The organism is Escherichia sp. WS1451, from assembly GCF_046487365.1.
In the GTDB taxonomy this organism is placed as follows: Bacteria; Pseudomonadota; Gammaproteobacteria; order Enterobacterales; family Enterobacteriaceae; genus Escherichia; species Escherichia coli.
Window position 1 is genome coordinate 417,645 of sequence record NZ_JBJQJP010000002.1, and the last position, 22,504, is coordinate 440,148.

At 48.2% G+C, this 22,504-nt stretch carries 27 protein-coding genes and 1 pseudogene; 13 read left to right on the top strand and 15 right to left on the bottom strand.

The genetic code is table 11. The features are described from left to right. Positions 1-37: 37 nt before the first annotated feature. A pseudogene (locus ACJHX7_RS04895) lies at positions 38-118 on the bottom strand (hypothetical protein); the annotation flags it as partial. Positions 119-358: 240 nt separating this feature from the next. Between ACJHX7_RS04895 and ydeI the strand changes: the two are divergent. Further along, the gene (gene ydeI / locus ACJHX7_RS04900) at positions 359-751 is read left to right on the top strand and encodes a YdeI family stress tolerance OB fold protein (protein WP_000671726.1); all 393 of its coding nucleotides are present in this window, start codon (positions 359-361) and stop codon (positions 749-751) included. Between the two features lie 254 nt (positions 752-1,005). Beyond that, a complete protein-coding gene (dgcZ, locus tag ACJHX7_RS04905) occupies positions 1,006-1,896 on the top strand; it encodes a diguanylate cyclase DgcZ (RefSeq protein ID WP_094030361.1) in 891 nt (296 codons plus the stop codon). A gap of 114 nt (positions 1,897-2,010) precedes the next feature. On the opposite strand, the gene mgtT is transcribed toward dgcZ, so the two are convergent. The 3 genes from mgtT to ftrA all read right to left on the bottom strand — a co-directional run bounded on the left by mgtT (position 2,011) and on the right by ftrA (position 3,289). Further along, positions 2,011-2,115, bottom strand: a complete 105-nt coding sequence (mgtT, locus tag ACJHX7_RS04910) for a protein MgtT (protein ID WP_211180496.1) — start codon at positions 2,113-2,115, stop codon at positions 2,011-2,013. Beyond that, on the bottom strand, positions 2,115-2,210 hold the full coding sequence (mgtS, locus tag ACJHX7_RS04915; protein WP_000901367.1) for a protein MgtS: 96 nt from the start codon (positions 2,208-2,210) through the stop codon (positions 2,115-2,117). Before mgtS ends, mgtT begins: the two co-directional genes overlap by 1 nt. A 107-nt stretch (positions 2,211-2,317) precedes the next feature. Beyond that, entirely contained in the window at positions 2,318-3,289 is a 972-nt protein-coding gene (ftrA, locus tag ACJHX7_RS04920) for a transcriptional regulator FtrA (RefSeq protein ID WP_122990223.1), read from the bottom strand. Between the two features lie 94 nt (positions 3,290-3,383). On the opposite strand from ftrA, the gene ACJHX7_RS04925 reads away from it, so the two are divergent. After that, positions 3,384-3,782, top strand: coding sequence for a rhodanese-like domain-containing protein (locus tag ACJHX7_RS04925; protein ID WP_000559548.1), 399 nt, complete (start codon positions 3,384-3,386; stop codon positions 3,780-3,782). Between the two features lie 31 nt (positions 3,783-3,813). On the opposite strand, the gene ydeE is transcribed toward ACJHX7_RS04925, so the two are convergent. Further along, complete coding sequence (ydeE, locus tag ACJHX7_RS04930) at positions 3,814-5,001, bottom strand: efflux MFS transporter YdeE (protein ID WP_032171293.1); 1,188 nt, start codon at positions 4,999-5,001, stop codon at positions 3,814-3,816. Between the two features lie 194 nt (positions 5,002-5,195). On the opposite strand from ydeE, the gene eamA reads away from it, so the two are divergent. Beyond that, entirely contained in the window at positions 5,196-6,095 is a 900-nt protein-coding gene (gene eamA, locus ACJHX7_RS04935) for an O-acetylserine/cysteine exporter (protein WP_032171292.1), read from the top strand. Between the two features lie 30 nt (positions 6,096-6,125). On the opposite strand, the gene marB is transcribed toward eamA, so the two are convergent. From marB to marR, 3 genes are read right to left on the bottom strand one after another with little or no spacing between them, the layout of a single operon-like run. After that, on the bottom strand, positions 6,126-6,344 hold the full coding sequence (gene marB, locus ACJHX7_RS04940) for a multiple antibiotic resistance protein MarB (protein ID WP_000803527.1): 219 nt from the start codon (positions 6,342-6,344) through the stop codon (positions 6,126-6,128). A gap of 31 nt (positions 6,345-6,375) precedes the next feature. Further along, the gene (gene marA / locus ACJHX7_RS04945; protein ID WP_000091199.1) at positions 6,376-6,759 is read right to left on the bottom strand and encodes an MDR efflux pump AcrAB transcriptional activator MarA; all 384 of its coding nucleotides are present in this window, start codon (positions 6,757-6,759) and stop codon (positions 6,376-6,378) included. Between the two features lie 20 nt (positions 6,760-6,779). Further along, positions 6,780-7,214 carry a multiple antibiotic resistance transcriptional regulator MarR gene (marR, locus tag ACJHX7_RS04950; RefSeq protein ID WP_022645711.1) on the bottom strand — a complete coding sequence of 145 codons (435 nt, stop codon included), beginning with the start codon at positions 7,212-7,214 and terminating at the stop codon, positions 6,780-6,782. 219 nt (positions 7,215-7,433) lie between these two features. On the opposite strand from marR, the gene ACJHX7_RS04955 reads away from it, so the two are divergent. The 3 genes from ACJHX7_RS04955 to marC all read left to right on the top strand — a co-directional run bounded on the left by ACJHX7_RS04955 (position 7,434) and on the right by marC (position 8,814). Further along, positions 7,434-7,754 (top strand): type II toxin-antitoxin system RelE/ParE family toxin, encoded by a 321-nt coding sequence (locus ACJHX7_RS04955; RefSeq protein WP_000273128.1) that lies wholly within the window; start codon positions 7,434-7,436, stop codon positions 7,752-7,754. After that, entirely contained in the window at positions 7,744-8,028 is a 285-nt protein-coding gene (locus ACJHX7_RS04960; RefSeq protein ID WP_000268704.1) for a helix-turn-helix domain-containing protein, read from the top strand. Before ACJHX7_RS04955 ends, ACJHX7_RS04960 begins: the two co-directional genes overlap by 11 nt. 120 nt (positions 8,029-8,148) lie before the next feature. After that, positions 8,149-8,814, top strand: a complete 666-nt coding sequence (gene marC / locus ACJHX7_RS04965) for an NAAT family transporter MarC (RefSeq protein WP_000885033.1) — start codon at positions 8,149-8,151, stop codon at positions 8,812-8,814. A 24-nt stretch (positions 8,815-8,838) separates the two neighbouring features. On the opposite strand, the gene ydeA is transcribed toward marC, so the two are convergent. From ydeA to ptrR, 3 genes are all read right to left on the bottom strand, one after another. After that, entirely contained in the window at positions 8,839-10,029 is a 1,191-nt protein-coding gene (ydeA, locus tag ACJHX7_RS04970; RefSeq protein WP_000210799.1) for an L-arabinose MFS transporter, read from the bottom strand. Positions 10,030-10,178: 149 nt separating this feature from the next. Then, entirely contained in the window at positions 10,179-11,294 is a 1,116-nt protein-coding gene (gene yneK / locus ACJHX7_RS04975; RefSeq protein ID WP_094030362.1) for a putative protein YneK, read from the bottom strand. A gap of 83 nt (positions 11,295-11,377) precedes the next feature. Then, on the bottom strand, positions 11,378-12,253 hold the full coding sequence (ptrR, locus tag ACJHX7_RS04980; RefSeq protein WP_061092696.1) for a putrescine utilization regulator PtrR: 876 nt from the start codon (positions 12,251-12,253) through the stop codon (positions 11,378-11,380). Between the two features lie 100 nt (positions 12,254-12,353). Here ptrR and sad point away from each other — a divergent pair, with 100 nt between their 5' ends. From sad to ACJHX7_RS05010, 6 genes are all read left to right on the top strand, one after another. After that, positions 12,354-13,742: a succinate-semialdehyde dehydrogenase gene (gene sad, locus ACJHX7_RS04985; RefSeq protein ID WP_000156617.1), complete on the top strand. Its 1,389-nt coding sequence runs from the start codon at positions 12,354-12,356 to the stop codon at positions 13,740-13,742. 63 nt (positions 13,743-13,805) lie between these two features. Next, positions 13,806-14,732, top strand: coding sequence for a glutaminase B (glsB, locus tag ACJHX7_RS04990; RefSeq protein ID WP_000257409.1), 927 nt, complete (start codon positions 13,806-13,808; stop codon positions 14,730-14,732). Continuing rightward, positions 14,732-15,091, top strand: a complete 360-nt coding sequence (locus ACJHX7_RS04995) for a DUF4186 domain-containing protein (RefSeq protein ID WP_001191032.1) — start codon at positions 14,732-14,734, stop codon at positions 15,089-15,091. Before glsB ends, ACJHX7_RS04995 begins: the two co-directional genes overlap by 1 nt. A gap of 138 nt (positions 15,092-15,229) precedes the next feature. Further along, positions 15,230-16,648 (top strand): diguanylate cyclase domain-containing protein, encoded by a 1,419-nt coding sequence (locus ACJHX7_RS05000; protein WP_410231534.1) that lies wholly within the window; start codon positions 15,230-15,232, stop codon positions 16,646-16,648. 227 nt (positions 16,649-16,875) lie between these two features. Continuing rightward, complete coding sequence (gene uxaB / locus ACJHX7_RS05005) at positions 16,876-18,327, top strand: tagaturonate reductase (protein WP_000854633.1); 1,452 nt, start codon at positions 16,876-16,878, stop codon at positions 18,325-18,327. A gap of 196 nt (positions 18,328-18,523) precedes the next feature. Continuing rightward, positions 18,524-19,438 (top strand): bestrophin family protein, encoded by a 915-nt coding sequence (locus tag ACJHX7_RS05010; protein ID WP_001313828.1) that lies wholly within the window; start codon positions 18,524-18,526, stop codon positions 19,436-19,438. A 3-nt stretch (positions 19,439-19,441) separates the two neighbouring features. Here the strand turns inward: ACJHX7_RS05010 and tam are convergent, their stop codons facing one another. The 4 genes from tam to lsrB are packed head-to-tail and all read right to left on the bottom strand — an operon-like array spanning position 19,442 to position 22,494. Further along, positions 19,442-20,200: a trans-aconitate 2-methyltransferase gene (gene tam / locus ACJHX7_RS05015; RefSeq protein WP_410231535.1), complete on the bottom strand. Its 759-nt coding sequence runs from the start codon at positions 20,198-20,200 to the stop codon at positions 19,442-19,444. Between the two features lie 56 nt (positions 20,201-20,256). Continuing rightward, on the bottom strand, positions 20,257-20,547 hold the full coding sequence (gene lsrG, locus ACJHX7_RS05020) for a (4S)-4-hydroxy-5-phosphonooxypentane-2,3-dione isomerase (protein ID WP_000558527.1): 291 nt from the start codon (positions 20,545-20,547) through the stop codon (positions 20,257-20,259). Between the two features lie 22 nt (positions 20,548-20,569). Continuing rightward, a complete protein-coding gene (lsrF, locus tag ACJHX7_RS05025) occupies positions 20,570-21,445 on the bottom strand; it encodes a 3-hydroxy-5-phosphonooxypentane-2,4-dione thiolase (RefSeq protein ID WP_410231536.1) in 876 nt (291 codons plus the stop codon). 26 nt (positions 21,446-21,471) lie between these two features. Next, positions 21,472-22,494: an autoinducer 2 ABC transporter substrate-binding protein LsrB gene (gene lsrB, locus ACJHX7_RS05030; protein ID WP_000172466.1), complete on the bottom strand. Its 1,023-nt coding sequence runs from the start codon at positions 22,492-22,494 to the stop codon at positions 21,472-21,474. Between the last annotated feature and the right edge of the window lie 10 nt (positions 22,495-22,504).

The window sequence follows — 22,504 nt, forward strand, 5'->3', positions numbered from 1 at the left end:
CAATGGCTGGCCTGGATTTATCGCCAGACCAGCCTCGTTATAGCAGTAATTGCAGCAGCTGGGCGAGGGCAAACTTCACCGCTAATGCGAATGCCGTTTCGCAGTCGCCAGCAAAATTACTTTTTTTGTATACCCTTCCGTTATAATAATTTTCAAATTTATAAATCTGATTATTCTGAAATATGTTTAAGACTCTTTAATCTTCTTCTTAACCTTAGTGAGTTAAATTCTCTGAATATTTGACAGCTAGTTACCTGATTTTAAATGCCTTATAACAATTGGCAGTAATCTTAATTGTCAATTATAAAAATAGCAACCAGACTTAATAAGTCAAACCAAACGCAATTAAGGAGTCAGTATGAAATTTCAGGCCATTGTATTAGCAAGTTTTCTTGTCATGCCTTATGCGTTGGCAGATGACCCGGGCGGTTTAAAACAGGATGCAGCGCCACCGCCGCCTCATGCAATAGAAGATGGCTATCGCGGAACCGACGATGCAAAAAAAATGACCGTTGATTTCGCAAAAACCATGCACGATGGCGCTTCGGTTTCACTACGCGGTAATTTGATTTCTCACAAAGGAGAGGACCGTTACGTTTTTCGCGATAAGAGCGGTGAAATTAATGTTGTTATTCCTGCGGCCGTCTTTGATGGACGAGAAGTTCAGCCGGACCAGATGATCAACATTAGCGGAAGTCTGGATAAGAAAAGCGCTCCGGCCGTCGTTCGGGTCACTCATTTGCAGAAATAAAAATAAATTAGCCTGATGGCCTGAACTACGGGGCCATTAGGTTATTGGGTTATGTTATTTGTCATCCTTTTAATTGCGATAATGCAGGGTTAATTTACAGAATTAAACACTTTTTTATCTGCTGATTTTGTTTCAAATCACAATGTTATCTCAGAGATGACTCATAACTTCGGATTTCTATGAAAATATTGACGTAATTTTGCTTTTCTCCCGTTAGAATAGCGCGCACAAGGAACTGTGAAAAAGGAGTGGCAATGATCAAGAAGACAACGGAAATTGATGCCATCTTGTTAAATCTCAATAAGGCTATCGATGCCCACTACCAGTGGCTGGTAAGTATGTTTCACAGCGTGGTCGCGAGAGATGCCAGTAAGCCAGAAATAACGGATAACCATTCTTATGGACTGTGCCAGTTTGGTCGGTGGATTGATCATCTGGGGCCACTCGATAACGATGAATTACCTTACGTTCGGCTAATGGATTCTGCCCATCAACATATGCATAACTGTGGTCGGGAATTAATGCTGGCTATTGTTGAAAATCACTGGCAGGACGCGCATTTCGACGCTTTTCAGGAAGGGTTGCTTTCTTTTACTGCGGCATTAACCGATTACAAAATTTATTTGCTGACGATCCGTAGCAATATGGATGTTCTGACGGGATTACCGGGTCGTCGGGTTCTTGATGAATCCTTCGATCATCAGTTACGCAATGCTGAACCTCTGAATCTTTATTTAATGTTGTTGGATATTGACCGATTTAAATTGGTTAATGATACCTACGGGCATTTAATCGGCGATGTAGTATTACGCACCCTGGCAACTTACTTAGCCAGTTGGACGCGTGATTACGAAACGGTTTATCGCTACGGTGGCGAAGAATTTATCATTATTGTCAAAGCGGTTAATGATGAAGAAGCATGTCGTGCAGGTGTCAGAATTTGCCAGTTAGTCGATAACCATGCCATCACACATTCTGAAGGGCATATCAACATTACCGTGACTGCTGGTGTGAGTCGCGCATTTCCTGAAGAGCCTCTGGATGTGGTCATTGGAAGAGCGGACCGGGCAATGTATGAGGGTAAGCAAACCGGAAGAAATCGCTGTATGTTTATTGACGAACAAAACGTGATTCACCGAGTTTAAGCTCCGTTTAACATTCATTGAGAAAACTGATGCTACTGTGTCAACGATCCGTTATCAGTGCAGGAAAATGCCTGTTAGCGTAAAAGCAAAACACAAATCTATCCATGCAAGCATTCACCGCCGGTTTACTGGCGGTTTTTTTTCGCCGTCATAAAAATCAGGCCCCTTGTACACAACTGTAACAAGGGGCCGGTTAGGTGAGGGATTATCTCCGTTCATTAGTCATCCCATTTGTGGCTGAAATACGCGGCCAGAAAACCAGAAAATAAAATTATTCCCAGTACGGCCATAAAAACATTCATATTACCCAGCATTATTTGCCTCCGTTTATGGTGTGGTGTGTTTCCTCGCTTACCTTAATTTTCATCTCAATGAGAAAGATATTAGCAGAGGTAACCTAAACGAAGGCTGAATTAGGTGATTAATGTGAAGGAGGACGGCTGTTTTTTCTGTATTGCGAAGGAGATAATAAAAAACGCTGTAGAAAATGATGCCTTAGTAAGGCTGAATTGCCAAACCCCGTCAGCTCGGCAATTTTATCGATGCTGAAAGCCGAATTTTGCAGATAATCCTGCACGCGAATTAACCGCTCATTAAGCAGCCAGCGGGCAGGTGTCATACCCGTTAAGGCGGCAAAACGTCTTAAAAAAGTGCGTTGGCTCATGTTCACTCGCCCGGCAAGAGAGGCAACGGTATGCGTTTGCGCCAGATTTTGCTGTAAAAAGTCGAATAATGCGCCAAACGTCTGGCTTTCTCGCGACGAAGCCATCGGACGCGTCATGTTTTGTGGTTGTTCTCCGTGGCGATGCGGCTGGATGACTAGCCGTTGGGCGACATTGTTTGCAATTTCGTGACCATAATCTTTACGCACGATATGTAAGCACAGATCGATCCCTGCAGCACTCCCTGCGGAAGTCATGACTTGTCCTTCATCCTGATATAAAACATTGTCACATACATGAATAGAAGGGTAACGATGTTGGAGTTGTTCAGTGTAGCGCCAGTGGGTGGTCGCTTTACGCTGGTGAAGAAGGCCTGCGGCGGCAAGAACAAATACACCAGAACATATCGATACCAGACGAGTTCCTCGCTGGTGAGTTTCGCGTAACGCCTCACATAGCATCTCTGGCACCGGTTCATCTACTCCACGCCAACCGGGAATAATAATCATATCGGCGTCGGCAAGTAACTCCAGCCCTCCATCCGCAACCACCCGGATCCCACCAGTGGCTTGCAACGCACCGGCTTCTACCGCAGCGACAGCAAACCGATACCAGTTATCACCCATTTCCGGGCGTGGAAGGCCGAATATTTCAACTGCGACGCCAAATTCAAAAGTACATAGCCCATCATAGGCCAAGACAACGACCAGGGGGCGTTGTGAAATTGTCATCATTTTGCGCTTTTCTGGCATATCGAGAGGCGGTAAGTGCAAGGTTTGTCGGTTACATTATTGTTAACACAATAAACCAATAGGAAAAAGCACTATGCATTATGTCACTGAATTTACAGCCGCGACGCCGGACATTGCCGAAGCGCATTTTCTCATACGCCTGAGTCTTGAAACAGATTGTGCCGATGTTCATGACTCTCTGGCGTACGTTGGTGATGACTTCGTTTTATTGCATGTGGTTGGGTGTGAAGAAAACTTCGCCCGCAGGCATATTCCCGGCGCGATTCATTTGCCCCATAAGCAAATGACCTCAGAGAGAATGGCTCAATGGTCGAAAGATACTCTGTTTGTGGTGTATTGCGCGGGACCACATTGTAATGGAGCAGACCGGGCGGCACTCAAACTGGCCCAGCTAGGAAGGCCAGTTAAAATCATGCTCGGCGGGATCACCGGCTGGGAAGATGAAGGCTACGCCTTTGCAACAGGAAAATAATGAGTAAAGTCGTGGCAGTGAGGCACGCCCATCAACATGCCACAGGCGGCCCCCAGGATTTTGCACGAATGCCTTTCAGCATTAACACCCACGCGGCAATGATTACCATCGCCAGGATGATAAACAACGTGGAAGGGGGCATGTTCGTGAGCACCACTCCGCTGACTAATGGATTAACTGCTGCGCCAAGCCAGCCCAGTGACTGGGCGGAAAAATAGCTGGCTTTCATTCCTGGCGGCGCAATATGGTCAATCAACATATACTCGCCCGGCGCATAAATGATTTCACCGACAGTAAATACCGCAGCTGACATACCCCACAATAGCAGGCTGTTGCCGGAAAAAATAAAACCGACCAGCCCAATGACGAAACAGAGGGTGCCTGCTGTCATCAGCGCGCGGATGTTAGCCGGGTTAAGGCGGCGGCCCACGGAATATTGCAACGTAACTACCATGGCAGCATTTACCGGAAGAACAACCGCGACCACCTTTTCGGCAAAATCACCATCAGCAATCACCATCACATATTGTGAAATGCACGAGGCAAATGCGCCGCTAACAAAGGAAGCCAGAAAACCAGAGCAGGTAAACCACAACAGTGCTTTATCTTGTAATAAAACTTTCGGCGACCAGGCACTGCCTGTTTCCGTGGCGATGATTTTCTCGCTGCGCTTTACCCAAATTTGAATGAAAAGCATGGGAAACGCGGAACAGATAGCTGCCAGCCAAAAGGGCAGATTGATGCTCTGCATCACAAACAGCGTGCCGAGCGGCGGACCGATGGTCCAGCCAATGTTGAGCATGGTGTAGTTGATTGAGAAGATTTTCGTTTTGCTGGTGGACGAAAGATTGTCGGCAAACCAGGCTTTCAACACGGTAGCAAAAACGGAATAGGCGCAGTTAATGAGGGCAAAAAAGAGCACCACCAGCGTCACGTTATTCACTAAAGGAATGGCAATAAAACCGCTGGCGAAGGCGGTAATTGCCAGTAACATATAGCGTTTCTTGTCGAACTTATCCGCCAGGATACCAAAACCGAGGCTAAAAACGACGCCAATAGTGAGCGCAATTGTCATCGCATAACCGATTAGATCGACACTCAGGCTGTACTGGCGACTCAAGTAAATGGTCATAAACGGCAGCGTAGCGCCGCGTCCGATGGTTAATAACAACGACGAGGCAAGAAGGGCGCTGGTAGAGCGTCGTAGGGATAAGTTCATTTGTCTGTCCGGCAGTGCGTTTCGTTATGTTTTGTTTTAGAGATGTAAAGAAATAGCATGGCAAAAATCCGAAGTATAGCGACTTATTTGCGCATTAATGCCGTCGTAATCGGCGACTAACGAATCAACTGTTAAAGAAAAGTAAATTCAGCTAAGTTGATTGCTTACAAAAGATGAAATTCAGAGGCGGTAGAATGTCGCGAAAAGATGGGGTGTTGGCGCTACTGGTAGTGGTCGTATGGGGGCTAAATTTTGTGGTCATCAAAGTGGGGCTTCATAACATGCCACCGCTGATGTTGGCCGGTTTGCGCTTTATGCTGGTTGCTTTTCCGGCTATCTTTTTTGTCGCACGACCGAAAGTACCACTGAATTTGCTGCTGGGGTATGGATTAACCATCAGTTTTGCGCAGTTTGCTTTTCTTTTTTGTGCCATTAACTTCGGTATGCCTGCTGGACTGGCTTCGCTGGTGTTACAGGCACAGGCGTTTTTTACTATCGTGCTTGGCGCGTTTACTTTCGGTGAGCGACTGCATGGCAAACAATTGGCGGGGATCGCCTTAGCGATTTTTGGCGTACTGGTGTTAATCGAAGATAGTCTGAACGGTCAGCATGTGGCGATGTTCGGCTTTATGTTGACCCTGGCGGCAGCATTTAGTTGGGCGTGTGGCAACATCTTCAATAAAAAGATCATGTCGCACGCAACGCGTCCGGCGGTGATGTCGCTGGTAATCTGGAGCGCATTAATCCCAATCATTCCCTTCTTTGTTGCCTCGCTGATTCTCGATGGTTCCGCAACCATGATTCACAGTCTGGTTACTATCGATATGACCACCATCTTGTCTCTGATGTATCTGGCGTTTGTGGCGACAATTGTTGGTTATGGGATCTGGGGGACGTTACTGGGACGCTATGAAACCTGGCGGGTTGCACCGTTATCGTTACTGGTGCCTGTAGTTGGACTGGCAAGTGCGGCACTATTGCTGGATGAACGCTTAACGGGTCTGCAATTTTTCGGTGCGGTGCTCATTATGACCGGGCTGTATATCAATGTATTTGGCTTGCGGTGGCGTAAAGCGGTAAAAGTGGGAAGTTAATAAGCCCCGATATGTCGGGGCCAGAACAAACTACATAGCGTGTTGATTATAATAGGGCACGCCGAGCGCATCCGACTTATCACTGCCAGTACCCATGTGATTTAAATCAAACGGTGGTTGTTCCTGCGATGGGGGAACAACCACGACATTGGCACAGGAAGTAACAAACTGCTGCGTGGTTTGTTCCGCAACGCCCTGCGCGGAAAAGAGAATAAGCGCAGCTGCTATTGCGGATAAAAGTGGTTTCATGATTGCCTCAGTGACGTTGTCACGTTTTCAACTAGCTGTTGTAATGATTTAATGGATGTAAAAAGCGCGATTCGCCCTGCATATTGGTCATCCGGTATTTATGCGGCGGAACATCAAAGTAATTTTTGAAGGTTCGGGTCAGAGTTTGTTGCGACTCGAAGCCATATCGTTCTGCCAGATAGAGTATCGGCTCGTTACTTTCCTTCAGCTTTTGCGCGATTTCCGTCATCTTACGGCTGCGGATGTATTGGCCTAATGAATGACCGGTTTCTTTTTTAAACATCCGTTGCAGGTGCCATTTGGAGTAACCCGAACGCTCTGACACTTTCTCCAGTGACAGTGGCGATTCCAGGTTGTCCTCGATCCAGTCCAAAATGCTATGAATGGTAATAGCGTCAGTATTGCGTCTGGACATCGTCATACCTCTTTTTTTGTTTACGGCAGGACTTTCTTAAGCAAATGCTCAAGTGTTGCCACTTCGTCCGCCGTCAGGTTTTTTGTTAATTCTTGATGCAGGTCCTGGCCAACTAATTGATGGCATTGTTCACATATTGCCGCGCCGCTGGTGGTAAGTTTTACCAGTACGCCGCGCTTGTCATTCGGGTTCGGCAACCTTTCCACCCAGCCTTTACAGACCAGGCGATCCAGCATACGGGTCAGCGCCCCCAGGTCGACCGACAATACCTTTTTCAGTTCAACCGGAGTAATACACTCCGCGCAGCGGATAGAGCAGAGCACCTTAAACTGTGCCGCGGTAATATCCAGCGGAGACAGATACTCGTTAAGCAGGCGATCTTTCTTCTGATTAACCATATGGATTAAGCGACCCAATGGAATAATTTCATTGAACAGATCGCTGGTACTTTTCACATTAGTTGCCCTGGCAAGTAATTAGTTGCAGGGGATAATATTGCCCAGGCAAGTATAAGTCAAATGAATGAATTGACCGATGCCACGTTTTGCTAAATCGGTTCAAGTTTTGGTCAGTGCGATGCAAGGTGATGATGCTGATCTGTATGGGAACGCAAAATATAACCTTTGCGTTATTATAACGGGTAAGTTATATTTAAGCGTAAACAGGGGGAAGCTATGTATGAGCTACTATTTCACCCCGAAGCGGAAAGCGAAATTTATGACCTCGAACCTATTATGCAAGCAAAGGTACTTAAGGGACTAGAAAAGCTGGAAGCGAAAGGGCCGGAACTCCGCTATCCAGATACAGGCATTATCCAGGATGGTTTGTTTGAGTTGCGCGTAGGAAGAAAAGACATTTCAAGAACATTTTTTGCTTACGCTAAAGGTCGAAAGATCTATATTTTAAGAACGTTTATTAAGAAGACCCCTAAGACTCCGAAGGCCGAAATTGCTCTGGCGACGTCAAGATGGGAGGAACTGAAAGATGGCTGTTAAAGGTATCAAGTTTTCTGAAGTCAAAGCAAAAGCACTTGCCAATCCTGACGTTAAAAAGGCTTACGATGAAGCCACGCAGGAAGAAGAACTCCGTGCAGTCCTCATTGAAATGAAGAAGAGAGCCGGATTAACCAGCACCGAGATTGCAGCACGCATGGGAGTTAGCCAACCAGCTGTCAGCCGTCTTGAGAGGAATGTATCAAGTGCCAGCCTTACAACGTTACAACGTTATGCTGCAGCTTGTGGTATGCACATTAAGTTGTCTCTTCAATAAAATCGACACACTCGGATAGCTACCAGCCACAGGTCTGGATTCGACTCTCAGCGAACCCAGACCTTTTCATTTCGAACAACACAATTGCCTTAGTTGAGGCATACAGGATAACAACCACCAATGTTAGATTTATTTAAAGCAATAGGCCTGGGGCTGGTGGTGTTACTACCGTTAGCTAACCCATTAACAACTGTCGCGTTATTTCTTGGCCTGGCAGGCAACATGAACAGTGCTGAACGTAATCGTCAGTCGTTGATGGCCTCGGTGTACGTATTTGCCATCATGATGGTGGCGTATTACGCCGGGCAACTGGTGATGGATACATTTGGCATTTCGATTCCCGGTCTGCGAATTGCAGGCGGCTTAATCGTCGCGTTTATCGGTTTTCGGATGCTCTTTCCGCAACAGAAAGCGATTGATTCACCGGAAGCGAAAAGCAAGTCGGAAGAGCTGGAAGATGAACCCAGCGCTAATATTGCTTTTGTACCACTGGCAATGCCAAGTACCGCCGGTCCGGGAACCATAGCGATGATTATTAGCTCGGCGTCCACAGTGCGTCAGAGTTCAACCTTTGCTGATTGGGTACTGATGGTTGCGCCGCCGCTGATCTTTTTCCTGGTGGCGGTTATTTTGTGGGGAAGTCTACGCAGCTCTGGCGCAATTATGCGGCTGGTGGGTAAGGGGGGCATTGAAGCGATCTCCCGTCTGATGGGATTCCTGCTGGTATGTATGGGGGTGCAGTTTATTATTAACGGCATCCTGGAAATCATTAAAACGTACCACTAAAAAAGGCCCAAATGGGCCTTTCAACTATTGCGTCTGTTCTTCGAGTGTCACTGGCCAGCGGCGGAAAATGATGATTGACCATATTAACGCGGCAAAGGCAGGCACCGCGCCCACATAACCAATCATCGACATTGACCAGTGCAGACTGACCTGATTACCTACCAACGCACCCGCGCCGATTCCAATATTAAATATCCCGGAGAATAGCGCCATCGCGACGTCGGTAGCATCTGGTGCCAGCGCCAGCACTTTAACCTGCATACCAAGCCCGATGATCATCATCGCGATCCCCCAGAAAATACTCAGCACCCCGAGGTGTATTTCACTGTTCGCCGCAGGTAGCAGCAGTGCCAGGCACACCAGCAACAACGCAATCGCCGTACTCACCAACGCAGACGCATACTGATTACCCAGTTTACCGAAAATCACGCTGCCAATAATGCCCGCACCACCGAGTAATAACAGTAATGCCGTGGCAAAGTTGGCGCTGAATCCCGCAATGTTTTGCACAAAAGGCTCGATATAGCTGTATGCCGTGTAATGGGCGGTGACAACCACCACAGTTAACAAATAAATGCTCATCAATGCCGGGCGGCGGAATAATAGCGGGAGGCTTTTCAGCGAACCGGAATGCTCACTGGGCAGTAAGGGAAGTAACTTAATCAGGCACAAAAGGGTGATAAGCGCCCCGATACCAATCGCGAAGAAGGTCATTCGCCAACCGAAATACTGCCCCACAATGCGCCCGAGAGGTAAACCTAATACCATTGCCAGTGCTGTACCGGTGGCTATTAAACTCAAAGCCTGCGCTCGCTTCCCGGCCGGAGCCATACGGATCGCCAGAGACGCCGTAATCGACCAGAAAATCGCATGTGCAAAAGCCACACCAATGCGACTGATCACCAGAACGGTAAAACTCCACGATAAAAACGACAGTACGTGGCTGGCAATAAACACCACAAACAGGCAGATCAGTAATTTGCGCCGTTCAACCTGGCTGGTCATTAACATAAAAGGCAATGACATTAGCGCTACTACCCATGCGTAAATGGTCAACATAATGCCGACCTGAGCGGTTTGCATGTGAAAACTTTGCGCAATGTCAGAGAGCAGGCCAACTGGGACAAATTCGGTGGTGTTGAAGATGAAGGCGGCGACTGCCAGCGTAACGACCCGTAGCCACGCCACTTTGCGGGAAACAGTGTTTGTTGTCATAACAGATTATCGGGTGAGTTGCGAAAAAGTGATGAAATGATCTTAAAACGGTTAATGATGTGAATACAATGCATTTGTGATCTGGATCGCGTTTTCCGTTTCTCTGACGCTGATTCTTTCACGCGTCAGAGAGTCGGTCACATCACGGTTTAATGACGTTCAGGGAGGTCTGGCGTTTTGGAGGTTGCGGGTATAGGTGGTCTGACAGGGGAGCGAGGCCTGTTTTTCACCAGGTCTTCATGAGTAACTTTTGGCGGCGTTTCATTTTTTACAAAAAGTTTGAGGGTCTTGCGCGCCATATGTTTGATAATTTTATCATCACTTAATGATGCTGGCATCAACACGTCAATCAAATCACTTTCATTGGGTTTCATAAATTGGTGATAGTGCAATAACATATTGGCGAAAAATAAAAACAACTCCTGAAAATGTGGAAAATCTTGTTCTGCTAAAAGGGATAAAAAGCAGATGCAGACTTCGGGTAGTACATGTTTGTTAGAACCTAGTGAATCCATCAGACTTTGCAATAAATCCTCTTTTAATTCGCTGTCCGTTATGTCGAGAATAGCGGTGAGCAAGTTAGGTTCTTTATTCCCGAACCATCTGTGAACCTCAGAGTTATTCCATAATCGGGGGAGTATGACAAAATTACCGCGAGAGATAAAATTCAGGACAAGCAAATCAAACTGGCGTAAGTAATCTGCAGCGGTATGGTGATCCGGATGCAGGGGTTCAATATGTGGCGTATGCGCTCTTTTGATAGGAACGCCAGGGTTGATTATTGGAAATTGTTCTATAAAGTCATTCAGAAACAGAAAGAGCACACGCTCGACGCCGGTCTGAAATACGCGCCCCATAGTGACAGGCTTTGGGTTGGGAGCGCAAAAAATATTAATTTCCCCATCATGGCGGAAATTATCTAAATAAATAGGGCTTAAATTTATTACTACCTGAAATTCAATATTTTCTTTGTGTCTTCCATTCTTGACGGGATAAGTGAGTTTAAACTGAACCTTTTCATTGTATAGCGTGTCGTTACCCCGAAAAGAAGTCCTCTGAATATATGATAAGTTGTCAAGGTTATTAAATATCTTTTTTGTGGCTGAGTTGATGTTTAAAGACGTGCGCCATTCCTCATCACATATTATTGTACTGAGTGCATCAATGAAATCCTTTAAAACTTCTTTTACCTGCGGTGCAATATTACGTACGGGAAAATCATCAGGAAGAGATATGTAATTGCTGATGCTTACTGGCGTAACCATATTTGCCCCATATAGTCATAAGTCATCGGAACATCACTATATAGAGCATATTAGCCGAAAGAACTATCAAAAATAGCTCATTGCTAACTCTGTTTTGCCGAGTCAGACACATCCAGTAGTTGAATAAATGCCTCAAGCGGACGCGTTTTTGCACCGCGACGCCAGACCAGCCAGGTTGTTAACCAACGCCATTGCTCAGCTAACGGCCACGCTTCAACCTGGTGATGCCCCGGCATACTTTCCAGCATAGAGCGCGGAATAAGCGCAATACCTGCTCCTGCGACCACACAGGCCAACATCCCGTGATACGACTCCATCTCGTGAATAGTTCCCGGAGCGGCACCATCAGCATGAAACCAGCTCTCGAAGTGGCGACGATACGAACAATTGGCGCGGAAGGCATAAATGTTACTGCCATTTACCTGACTGGCGCGGGTTACTGGCGCATGTCCTTGTGGCGTGACGATCATCAGCTCCTCGCGGTACACCGGTATCCCGTCAATGGCAGTATGGTTAATGGGCCCATCAATAAACGCTGCATTCAGTTTTCCCTCCAGCACACCTTCCAGCATAGTGCCGGAAGGGCCGGTGGAAAGTGAAAACTGAATTTTGGGATAACGACGGTTAAATTCCGCCAGCGTGGCCGGAATGCGCACCGCAGCGGTGCTTTCCAGCGAACCAAGAGAAAATAAACCTTGCGGCTCATCGCCAGCGACAACGCTCCGCGCTTCATCCACTAACGCGAGAATTTGTTGGCTATAGCGTAAAAAGTTATGCCCGGCAGGTGAGAGACGTAAACGCTGATTCTCGCGAATAAACAGATCAATCCCCAGTTCTGTTTCCAGCTGGCGTAGACGGGTAGTGAGATTCGACGGCACGCGATGCACTTTTGCTGCAGCCTGGGTAATGCTGCCAGCTTCGGCAACCGCGTTGAACATCTCCAGTTGGGTCAGATCCATAATATTCTCGATTCGTGAATAAGTGGCTTAATATTATTCATTTTAAAGCAAGAGTAAATCTGCGTATCTTTTTACCATAACTCATAAAGGAGATACCCCGATGACCATTACTCCGGCAACTCATGCAATTTCGATAAATCCTGCCACCGGTGAACAACTTTCTGTGCTGCCGTGGGCTGGCGCTGATGATATCGAAAACGCACTTCAGCTGGCGGCAGCAGGCTTTCGCGACTGGCGCGAGACAAATATAGATTATCGTGCTGAAAAACTGCGTGATATCGGTAAGGCTCTGCGCGCCCGTAGCGAAGAAATGGCGCAAATGATCACCCGTGAAATGGGCAAACCAATCAACCAGGCGCGTGCTGAAGTGGCGAAATCGGCGAATTTGTGTGACTGGTATGCAGAACATGGTCCGGCAATGCTGAAGGCGGAACCTACGCTGGTGGAAAATCAGCAGGCAGTTATTGAGTATCGACCGTTGGGGACAATTCTGGCGATTATGCCGTGGAATTTTCCGTTATGGCAGGTGATGCGTGGCGCGGTTCCCATCATTCTTGCAGGTAACGGCTACTTACTTAAACATGCGCCGAATGTGATGGGCTGTGCACAGCTCATTGCCCAGGTGTTTAAAGATGCGGGTATCCCACAAGGCGTATATGGCTGGCTGAATGCCGACAACGACGGCGTCAGTCAGATGATTAAAGACTCGCGCATTGCTGCTGTCACGGTGACCGGAAGTGTTCGTGCGGGAGCGGCTATTGGCGCACAGGCTGGAGCGGCACTGAAAAAATGCGTACTGGAACTGGGCGGTTCGGATCCATTTATTGTGCTTAACGATGCCGATCTGGAACTGGCGGTTAAAGCGGCGGTAGCCGGACGTTATCAGAATACCGGACAGGTTTGTGCAGCGGCAAAACGCTTTATCATCGAAGAGGGAATTGCTTCGGCATTTACCGAACGTTTTGTGGCAGCTGCGGCAGCCTTGAAAATGGGCGATCCCCGTGACGAAGAGAACACTCTCGGACCAATGGCTCGTTTTGATTTACGTGATGAGCTGCATCATCAGGTGGAGAAAACCCTGGCGCAGGGTGCGCGTTTGTTACTGGGCGGGGAAAAGATGGCTGGGGCAGGTAACTACTATCCGCCAACGGTTCTGGCGAATGTTACCCCAGAAATGACCGCGTTTCGGGAAGAAATGTTTGGCCCCGTTGCGGCAATCACCATTGCGAAAGATGCAGAACATGCACTGGAACTGGCTAATAATAGCGAGTTCGGCCTTTCAGCGACCATTTTCACCACCGACGAAACCCGGGCCAGACAGATGGCGGCACGTCTGGAATGCGGTGGGGTGTTTATCAATGGTTACTGTGCCAGCGACGCGCGAGTCGCCTTTGGTGGCGTGAAGAAGAGTGGCTTTGGTCGTGAGCTTTCCCATTTTGGCTTACACGAATTCTGTAATATCCAGACGGTGTGGAAAGACCGGGTCTGACGCTATATATTCAGCTCTGATATACTCGCAGGTCTTTTCAGACCTGCGGTCCAGGAGTAGAAAGTGGCAGTCGCCATGGATAATGCAATTTTAGAAAACATCTTGCGGCAAGTGCGGCCGCTCATTGGTCAGGGTAAAGTCGCGGATTATATTCCGGCGCTGGCTACGGTAGACGGTTCCCGATTGGGGATTGCTATCTGTACCGTTGACGGACAGCTTTTTCAGGCCGGAGACGCGCAAGAACGTTTTTCCATTCAGTCTATTTCCAAAGTGCTGAGTCTCGTTGTCGCCATGCGTCATTACTCCGAAGAGGAAATCTGGCAACGCGTCGGCAAAGATCCGTCTGGATCACCGTTCAATTCTTTAGTGCAACTGGAAATGGAGCAGGGTATTCCGCGTAATCCGTTTATTAATGCCGGTGCGCTGGTGGTCTGCGATATGTTGCAAGGGCGATTAAGCGCTCCTCGGCAACGTATGCTGGAAGTCGTGCGCGGCTTAAGCGGTGTGTCTGATATTTCCTACGATACGGTGGTAGCGCGTTCCGAATTTGAACACTCCGCGCGAAATGCGGCTATCGCCTGGCTGATGAAGTCGTTTGGCAATTTCCATCATGATGTGACAACTGTTCTGCAAAACTACTTTCATTACTGCGCTCTGAAAATGAGCTGTGTAGAGCTGGCCCGGACGTTTGTCTTTCTGGCTAATCAGGGGAAAGCTATTCATATTGATGAACCTGTGGTGACGCCAATGCAGGCGCGGCAAATTAACGCGCTGATGGCGACCAGTGGTATGTACCAGAACGCGGGGGAGTTTGCCTGGCGGGTGGGACTACCGGCGAAATCTGGCGTTGGTGGCGGTATTGTGGCGATTGTTCCGCATGAAATGGCCATCGCAGTCTGGAGTCCGGAACTGGATGATGCTGGTAACTCGCTTGCGGGCATTGCCGTTCTTGAACAATTAACGAAACAGTTAGGGCGTTCGGTTTATTAATGCAGTCTCTCGATCCACTCTTCGCGCGTTTATCCCGTTCAAAATTTCGCTCTCGCTTTCGTTTGGGTGTGAAAGAGCGTCAGTATTGTCTGGAGAAAGGCGCGCCAGTCATTGAACAACATGCGGCAGATTTTGTCGCTAAACGTCTTGCTCCGGCATTACCGGCTAATGACGGTAAGCAAACCCCCATGCGCGGGCATCCGGTGTTTATCGCTCAGCACGCCACTGCAACCTGTTGTCGCGGTTGTCTGGCTAAGTGGCATAACATTCCGCAGGGTGTTTCGTTAAGCGAAGAACAACAACGTTATATCGTGGCGGTAATCTATCACTGGTTGGTTATACAGATGAATCAGCCATGATAATTACGGAAATCGATAAAATGGCATTCATTAGGTATCTTTAGTTGCCGCCGTTGTCAGCGAACATGCTATCCTTTCTAAGAATTTACTTATTGCGTTGAGATAATTGCCACCCGCAATTGTATGGACAGATAATTAATGCATGTACAGCCCATTTCAACTTTCCGTTTGTTCCAGGAAGGTCATCTGCTACGTAATAGCATCGCTATTTTTGTGCTAACCACGCTGTTCTATTTTATTGGTGCAGAGTTACGGCTGGTTCACGAACTTTCTCTTTTCTGGCCGCTGAATGGCGTAATGGCGGGGGTGTTTGCCCGCTATGTCTGGCTTAATCGACTGCATTACTATGCGATCAGTTATGTGGCGATGCTGGTTTATGATGCCATAACCACCGAATGGGGGCTGGTTTCACTGGCTATCAATTTCTCCAATATGATGTTTATTGTTACCGTCGCCTTACTGGTCGCTCGGGATAAGCGTCTAGGGAAAAATAAGTATGAGCCAGTAAGTGCCTTACGGCTATTTAATTACTGTCTGATTGCCGCATTATTATGCGCTATTGTCGGGGCGATTGGTTCGGTCAGTATTGATAGTCTGGATTTCTGGCCTTTGCTTGCCGACTGGTTCAGTGAGCAATTCTCAACGGGCGTGTTGATCGTGCCTTGTATGCTGACGTTGGCAATTCCTGGAGTACTGCCGCGCTTTAAAGCAGAGCAGATGATGCCTGCTATCGCGCTTATTGTGTCGGTTATTGCCTCGGTAGTCATTGGCGGAGCGGGGAGTCTGGCGTTTCCGCTCCCTGCATTAATCTGGTGTGCAGTGCGCTATACGCCGCAGGTAACATGTCTGTTGACCTTTGTCACCGGTGCGGTGGAAATCGTACTGGTGGCAAATTCGGTGATTGATATCTCGGTCGGTTCGCCATTCTCCATTCCAGAAATGTTCTCCGCACGTCTCGGTATTGCCACGATGGCGATATGCCCAATTATGGTTTCTTTTAGCGTGGCAGCGATCAATTCGCTAATGAAGCAAGTTGCGCTGCGAGCCGACTTTGATTTTCTGACTCAGGTTTACTCACGGTCCGGTCTTTATGAGGCGCTGAAAAGTCCATCGCTGAAACAGACACAACATCTGACTGTCATGCTGCTTGATATCGACTATTTCAAAAGCATTAACGATAACTATGGACATGAATGTGGCGATAAAGTGTTAAGCGTGTTTGCCCAGCATCTTCAGAAGATTGTCGGTGATAAGGGGCTGGTGGCGCGAATGGGCGGCGAGGAATTTGCTGTTGCAGTGCCATCGGTGAATCCTGTCGATGGTCTGCTAATGGCGGAAAAAATCCGTAAAGGCGTTGAACTGCAACCGTTCACCTGGCAACAAAAAACGCTTTATCTCACGGTAAGTATTGGCGTCGGTAGTGGTTGCGCATCGTACCGAACGCTGACCGATGACTTTAATAAATTGATGGTCGAAGCCGATACATGTCTGTATCGCTCGAAGAAAGATGGGCGCAACCGTACCAGCACTATGCGTTACGGTGAGGAAGTTGTCTGACATCTTTATTCATTCACAGCGATTTAAATGGAATGTGTTCTACCACTTTATTGAGCGAATAAAAGGCGTAGTTCCTCGATTAAACCATGATCCGCGCCACACTTTTCTCATAAAACTGCTCATTAATCATCAGGAGTTGATCAAAACAGGGGTTCGGCGTATTAAAGTTTGCTAACCTGTCGTACCAATTCAAACAGGTTGTATGACTAATCAGAAGGGAACCCATTGTGAAAACACTAAATCGTCGCGATTTTCCCGGTGCACAGTATCCAGAACGTATCATTCAGTTTGGTGAAGGTAACTTCCTGCGCGCCTTTGTTGACTGGCAAATCGATCTCCTGAATGAGCACACCGATCTGAATTCTGGCGTGGTCGTTGTTCGTCCGATTGAAACTTCATTCCCGCCGTCACTGAGCACGCAGGATGGTCTGTACACCACCATTATCCGTGGTCTGAACGAGAAGGGGGAAGCGGTCAGCGACGCGCGTCTGATTCGCTCTGTTAATCGTGAAATCAGCGTCTACAGTGAATACGATGAATTCCTGAAACTGGCGCACAACCCGGAAATGCGCTTTGTTTTCTCTAACACCACCGAAGCGGGTATCAGCTACCATGCGGGCGATAAATTCGATGACGCGCCAGCGGTAAGTTATCCGGCAAAACTGACCCGTCTGCTGTTCGAACGTTTTAGCCATTTCAACGGTGCGCTGGATAAAGGTTGGATCATCATCCCGTGTGAGTTGATCGACTACAATGGCGACGCGTTGCGTGAACTGGTGCTGCGCTATGCGCAAGAGTGGGCACTGCCAGAAGCATTTATTCAATGGCTGGATCAGGCTAACAGCTTCTGTTCTACGCTGGTGGACCGTATCGTTACCGGCTATCCGCGTGATGAAGTGGCTAAACTGGAAGAAGAACTGGGTTATCACGATGGTTTCCTCGACACCGCTGAACACTTTTACCTGTTTGTGATTCAGGGGCCGAAATCCTTAGCGACTGAGCTGCGTCTGGACAAATATCCACTCAACGTGCTGATTGTTGACGATATTAAACCGTATAAAGAGCGCAAAGTGGCAATCCTCAACGGTGCACACACGGCGCTGGTGCCGGTGGCGTTCCAGGCAGGGCTGGATACTGTAGGTGAAGCGATGAACGATGCTGAAATTTGTGCATTCGTTGAAAAAGCCATCTACGAAGAGATTATTCCGGTACTGGATTTGCCTCGTGATGAACTGGAATCTTTCGCCAGTGCAGTCACCGGACGTTTCCGTAATCCGTACATCAAGCATCAGCTGCTGTCTATCGCGCTTAACGGTATGACCAAGTTCCGCACCCGTATCCTGCCGCAGCTGCTGGCAGGGCAGAAGGCAAACGGCACACTTCCGGCGCGCCTTACTTTCGCATTAGCGGCATTGATTGCGTTTTATCGCGGTGAGCGTAATGGAGAAACATATCCGGTACAGGACGATGCCCACTGGCTGGAACGTTATCAGCAACTCTGGAGCCAGCATCGTGACCGTGTTATCGGCACCCAGGAACTGGTTGCTATTGTGTTGGCTGAAAAAGACCACTGGGAGCAGGACCTGACGCAAGTGCCTGGTCTGGTCGAGCAGGTGGCTAATGACCTGGATGCGATTCTCGAAAAAGGAATGCGCGAAGCTGTACGTCCGTTGTGCTAATACTCTGAACCCGGTTTCGACCGGGTTTCTTATTTCACTATATTAGTTACAACATCCTATGTACCTTTATCATTAACGGGTGCCATATGCCACACCTGTAAATGTTGTAAGCTTGTAGGTAATTTGTAAGTAGTGTCTTGAGAATGTGATCGTAATCACGTTTAATAGGGCGACTTTTCCACGCCTGAAGATAACCATGATTGTTCGTCCACAACAACACTGGCTGCGCCGTATTTTTGTCTGGCACGGTTCAGTATTATCCAAGATATCCTCGCGCTTACTACTCAATTTTCTCTTTTCGATCGCTGTTATTTTCATGCTGCCCTGGTACACGCATTTGGGCATTAAATTCACCCTCGCACCGTTCAGCATTCTCGGTGTCGCCATCGCCATTTTTCTTGGTTTTCGTAATAATGCCGGTTACGCCCGTTACGTTGAAGCGCGAAAACTTTGGGGGCAGTTGATGATTGCCTCGCGGTCGTTACTGCGCGAGGTAAAAACGACATTACCGGATTCGGCAAGTGTAAGGGAGTTTGCCCGGCTGCAAATCGCCTTCGCCCACTGTTTACGCATGACATTACGCAAACAGCCACAGGCGGAAGTGCTGGCTCATTATCTCAAGACTGAAGATCTTCAGCGTGTACTGGCTTCGAACTCTCCAGCTAACCGCATCTTGTTAATAATGGGGGAGTGGTTGGCGGTTCAGCGCCGCAATGGGCAGCTTTCAGATATCCTGTTTATTAGCCTCAACGATCGGCTTAATGATATTTCAGCGGTTCTGGCAGGCTGCGAGCGCATTGCCTATACGCCAATTCCCTTTGCCTACACCCTGATTTTGCATCGTACCGTGTATCTGTTTTGTATCATGCTGCCGTTCGCGCTGGTCGTGGACCTGCATTACATGACGCCTTTTATCTCTGTGCTGATTTCCTACACTTTTATTTCGCTGGATTGTCTGGCGGAAGAACTGGAAGATCCCTTCGGTACTGAAAACAATGATTTACCGCTGGATGCCATCTGCAACGCTATTGAAATTGACCTGTTACAGATGAACGATGAAGCAGAAATTCCAGCGAAAATTCTTCCCGATCGCCATTACCAGCTGACGTGATAATTACTCCGTACGGCGGGCAACAATAAACAGACGCGGAAATGCCAGCAGTATCTCTCCGTTCTCTTGCAGTGGATACTGCTCTTCCAGCATCTGATGGTAGCGCGTAAGAAAATGCTGCTGTTCGCTCTCGGTCAGATCCTGTAACCACGGACGTAATCCAGTGGCGGTCACCCAATCGATAATCGCCTGGTGCGACGGCATCTGGTGATAGTAAGTGGTTCGCCAGATATCGACCTCACATCCGGCTTCGCACAAAAACTCGTAGTAAGCATGAACGCCAGCCAGCGGCTCACGCCCGCGATCCGGATAATTTTGTTCCCAGGCGACTTCGCGCATGAGCACATGGGTTGGCTCTAGCCAGTTATCTGGCATCTGTACTGCCAACACACCATGCGAATTAAGTAAAGAAACCAGATGAGGGAACAATTCGTAGTGGTCGGGCAGCCATTGCAGTGAGGCATTAGCAAAAATCAGATCGAGTGCCTGTTCCGGTTGCCAGTTGCGGATGTCTGCTTCCACGAACTGGCAGTCTGGCAAAGCACTGCGCGCTTCAGCAATCATCGCCGGAGATGAGTCGACGCCTGTTATCCTGGCCGCAGGCCAACGTTGATGCAGCAGGGCGGTGCTGTTACCTGGGCCACAGCCAAGATCGGCAACGTATTTGATATTCTCCAGCGGCACTCTGGCAAGCAGCTCCACCGCCGGACGCGATCGTTCAGCGGCAAAGTGCAGATATAAAGAGGGGTTCCAGTCAGACATTTTTTTACTCCCGTCAGCGCGTTACCCCAATTGTAGATAAAATTGATAAATTCGCCTCACGGCATCAACCCATTGAACAGACGTTTTTTACGCGGCCCGGTCATTAAAGATTCCAGTTTCGCGACACAGGTTTTGTAGTGGGGCGTGGTTTTATGGAACGCCACTGCGTCTTCATCTTTATAGGCTTCGTAGATATAAAAGCGCGAATTCACTTCCGGGTCCTGTAAGACATCGAAGCGCAAATTGCCTTCTTCCTGTACCGAGCCCAGGTGGTTCTGGCGAAAAACTTCGATAAACTCGTCAACCTTGTCTTCATGAACGTTAATTTCAACCAGTGTGACGTGCATGTTTCTTCTCCTTAATCCGCAGTTACTGTTTTTCACTCAGATAGAGTTCATATGCCCGATCAGCCGTTTCGTTATGGTGTACTACCGCCTGTACGGCTTTCATCATCGCCGCCGGATGGTCAGACTGGAAAATATTACGCCCCATATCCACACCAGAAGCGCCCTGATCGATAGCCTGCCAGCACATTTCCAGCGCCTCGCGCTCCGGTAATTTTTTACCGCCAGCAATAACAATGGGTACCGGACATCCGGCAACAATCCGTTCAAAACCTTTATCGACATAATAGGTTTTGATAATTTGCGCCCCCATTTCAGCGGCGATTCGAGTCGCGAGTGAGAAATAACGCTGATCGCGCACCATATCTTTGCCCACGCCTGTCACGGCCATGGTCGGCATTCCCACTTTCATTCCGGCATCGACCAGCTGAATAATATTTTTGATCGACTGATGTTCATATTCGCTGCCGATATAAACCTGCGCCGCCACCGCGCAACTGTTCAGGCGCACGGCGTCATCCATCGATAACGCCACGGCTTCATTACTTAATTCCGCCAGAATAGAGTTCGCACCTGACGCCCGCAGTACCACCGGCTTATTGGTCGCAGGGGGGACTACGCTGCGCAAAATACCGCGCGTACACATTAATACATCGGCATGTTCAAACAGCGGGGCGATATTTATATCAATGCGTTCAAGTCCGGTAGTCGGCCCCTGAAAATAACCATGATCAAAGGCCAGCATCACGGTTTTACCCGTTTTCGGATTAAATATCCGCGATAAGCGTGACTGCATTCCCCAATCCAGTGCACCGCAACCTTTCAGGGTAAAAGGGATATTTTTTTGCGGTTGATCGGTAAGAAAATCTTTACCATCTTTAATATCGTCTAAATCTGCCATAACGTACTCCGGTTAAGTAATGCACATCAGAAATCGTATTTGCCGATATTCTCTTTGTTGAATATCACGCGCTCCGGTAACAGTACGATGCCATTACCATCCGCTTCGTAGTCATAGCCCTGAACGCTGTTTGGCGAGACTTCCACCTGACCTACGCCCTGAATATCCAGCTTGTCGCCCGTTTTCATTGATCCTTTTTTCAATAATGCATCCGCGACATAAACTGATATTTTGCCTTGCTGAACCACATCCCACAGGCCAAATTCTTTCACCGTGCCGCGTTCCACATATGGACGCATCACGTTTGGCGTACTGAATCCGACAATCGCAACTTTGTCATTTTTCAGGTTTTCTGCGGCTTGTGCGGCAGCGGGCAGGGCATTGGCATCGGGGGCGATAATGGCGTCGAGATCGCTATAGGCTTTTAATATTCCTTCTGCGGTTTGTAACGATTTAGTGGCATCGTTATAGCCAAACTGCGTAGTGACAATTTCCCAGCCTGGATGCTCTTTGGCGATTTTCGCTTTCGCTTCTTTCACCCACTGGTTTTGGTCCGTAACGGTGGGGCTTGAGTAGAAAAACGCGACTTTGGCTTTGTCTTTATTCACCTGACGCGCCGCCATATCCACCAACATACCTCCCAACTGGGCGGGCGTTCCCTGATTAATGTAGTAAGAGCGGCACTCCGGTTTAGTATCAGAGTCCCAGGTCAGCACTCTCACACCACGTTGCATGGCGCGTTTCAGTGCCGGACACAAGCCATCAGGCGAAACCGCAGAAACGATAATGGCGTTATAACCCTGATTGACGAAGTTATTAATCAACTGTACCTGACCAGAAACACTGGGTTCTGTCGGCCCGTCGTAGGTCACATCAACGCCCAGCTCTTTACCCGCTTGTTGTGCACCGTTGCCACCGCTGGTAAAAAATCCCACGCCAACCAGTTTGGGAATAAATGCAATACGCTCTGCGGCCTGCACATTCATAGAGATTGCGGCAATGCCAAGAGCGCTAAGTAAGGCGATTTTCTTAAAGCGATGAAGTGTCATGAAGATATCC

Coding starts and splice junctions, on each gene's coding strand:
- ydeI (WP_000671726.1), top strand. CDS start 359: ATGAAATTTCAGGCCATTGTATTAGCAAGTTTTCTTGTCATGCCTTAT.
- dgcZ (WP_094030361.1), top strand. CDS start 1,006: ATGATCAAGAAGACAACGGAAATTGATGCCATCTTGTTAAATCTCAAT.
- mgtT (WP_211180496.1), bottom strand. CDS start 2,115: ATGAACGGAGATAATCCCTCACCTAACCGGCCCCTTGTTACAGTTGTG.
- mgtS (WP_000901367.1), bottom strand. CDS start 2,210: ATGCTGGGTAATATGAATGTTTTTATGGCCGTACTGGGAATAATTTTA.
- ftrA (WP_122990223.1), bottom strand. CDS start 3,289: ATGACAATTTCACAACGCCCCCTGGTCGTTGTCTTGGCCTATGATGGG.
- ACJHX7_RS04925 (WP_000559548.1), top strand. CDS start 3,384: ATGCATTATGTCACTGAATTTACAGCCGCGACGCCGGACATTGCCGAA.
- ydeE (WP_032171293.1), bottom strand. CDS start 5,001: ATGAACTTATCCCTACGACGCTCTACCAGCGCCCTTCTTGCCTCGTCG.
- eamA (WP_032171292.1), top strand. CDS start 5,196: ATGTCGCGAAAAGATGGGGTGTTGGCGCTACTGGTAGTGGTCGTATGG.
- marB (WP_000803527.1), bottom strand. CDS start 6,344: ATGAAACCACTTTTATCCGCAATAGCAGCTGCGCTTATTCTCTTTTCC.
- marA (WP_000091199.1), bottom strand. CDS start 6,759: ATGTCCAGACGCAATACTGACGCTATTACCATTCATAGCATTTTGGAC.
- ACJHX7_RS04955 (WP_000273128.1), top strand. CDS start 7,434: ATGTATGAGCTACTATTTCACCCCGAAGCGGAAAGCGAAATTTATGAC.
- ACJHX7_RS04960 (WP_000268704.1), top strand. CDS start 7,744: ATGGCTGTTAAAGGTATCAAGTTTTCTGAAGTCAAAGCAAAAGCACTT.
- marC (WP_000885033.1), top strand. CDS start 8,149: ATGTTAGATTTATTTAAAGCAATAGGCCTGGGGCTGGTGGTGTTACTA.
- ydeA (WP_000210799.1), bottom strand. CDS start 10,029: ATGACAACAAACACTGTTTCCCGCAAAGTGGCGTGGCTACGGGTCGTT.
- yneK (WP_094030362.1), bottom strand. CDS start 11,294: ATGGTTACGCCAGTAAGCATCAGCAATTACATATCTCTTCCTGATGAT.
- ptrR (WP_061092696.1), bottom strand. CDS start 12,253: ATGGATCTGACCCAACTGGAGATGTTCAACGCGGTTGCCGAAGCTGGC.
- sad (WP_000156617.1), top strand. CDS start 12,354: ATGACCATTACTCCGGCAACTCATGCAATTTCGATAAATCCTGCCACC.
- ACJHX7_RS04995 (WP_001191032.1), top strand. CDS start 14,732: ATGCAGTCTCTCGATCCACTCTTCGCGCGTTTATCCCGTTCAAAATTT.
- ACJHX7_RS05000 (WP_410231534.1), top strand. CDS start 15,230: ATGCATGTACAGCCCATTTCAACTTTCCGTTTGTTCCAGGAAGGTCAT.
- ACJHX7_RS05010 (WP_001313828.1), top strand. CDS start 18,524: ATGATTGTTCGTCCACAACAACACTGGCTGCGCCGTATTTTTGTCTGG.
- tam (WP_410231535.1), bottom strand. CDS start 20,200: ATGTCTGACTGGAACCCCTCTTTATATCTGCACTTTGCCGCTGAACGA.
- lsrG (WP_000558527.1), bottom strand. CDS start 20,547: ATGCACGTCACACTGGTTGAAATTAACGTTCATGAAGACAAGGTTGAC.
- lsrF (WP_410231536.1), bottom strand. CDS start 21,445: ATGGCAGATTTAGACGATATTAAAGATGGTAAAGATTTTCTTACCGAT.
- lsrB (WP_000172466.1), bottom strand. CDS start 22,494: ATGACACTTCATCGCTTTAAGAAAATCGCCTTACTTAGCGCTCTTGGC.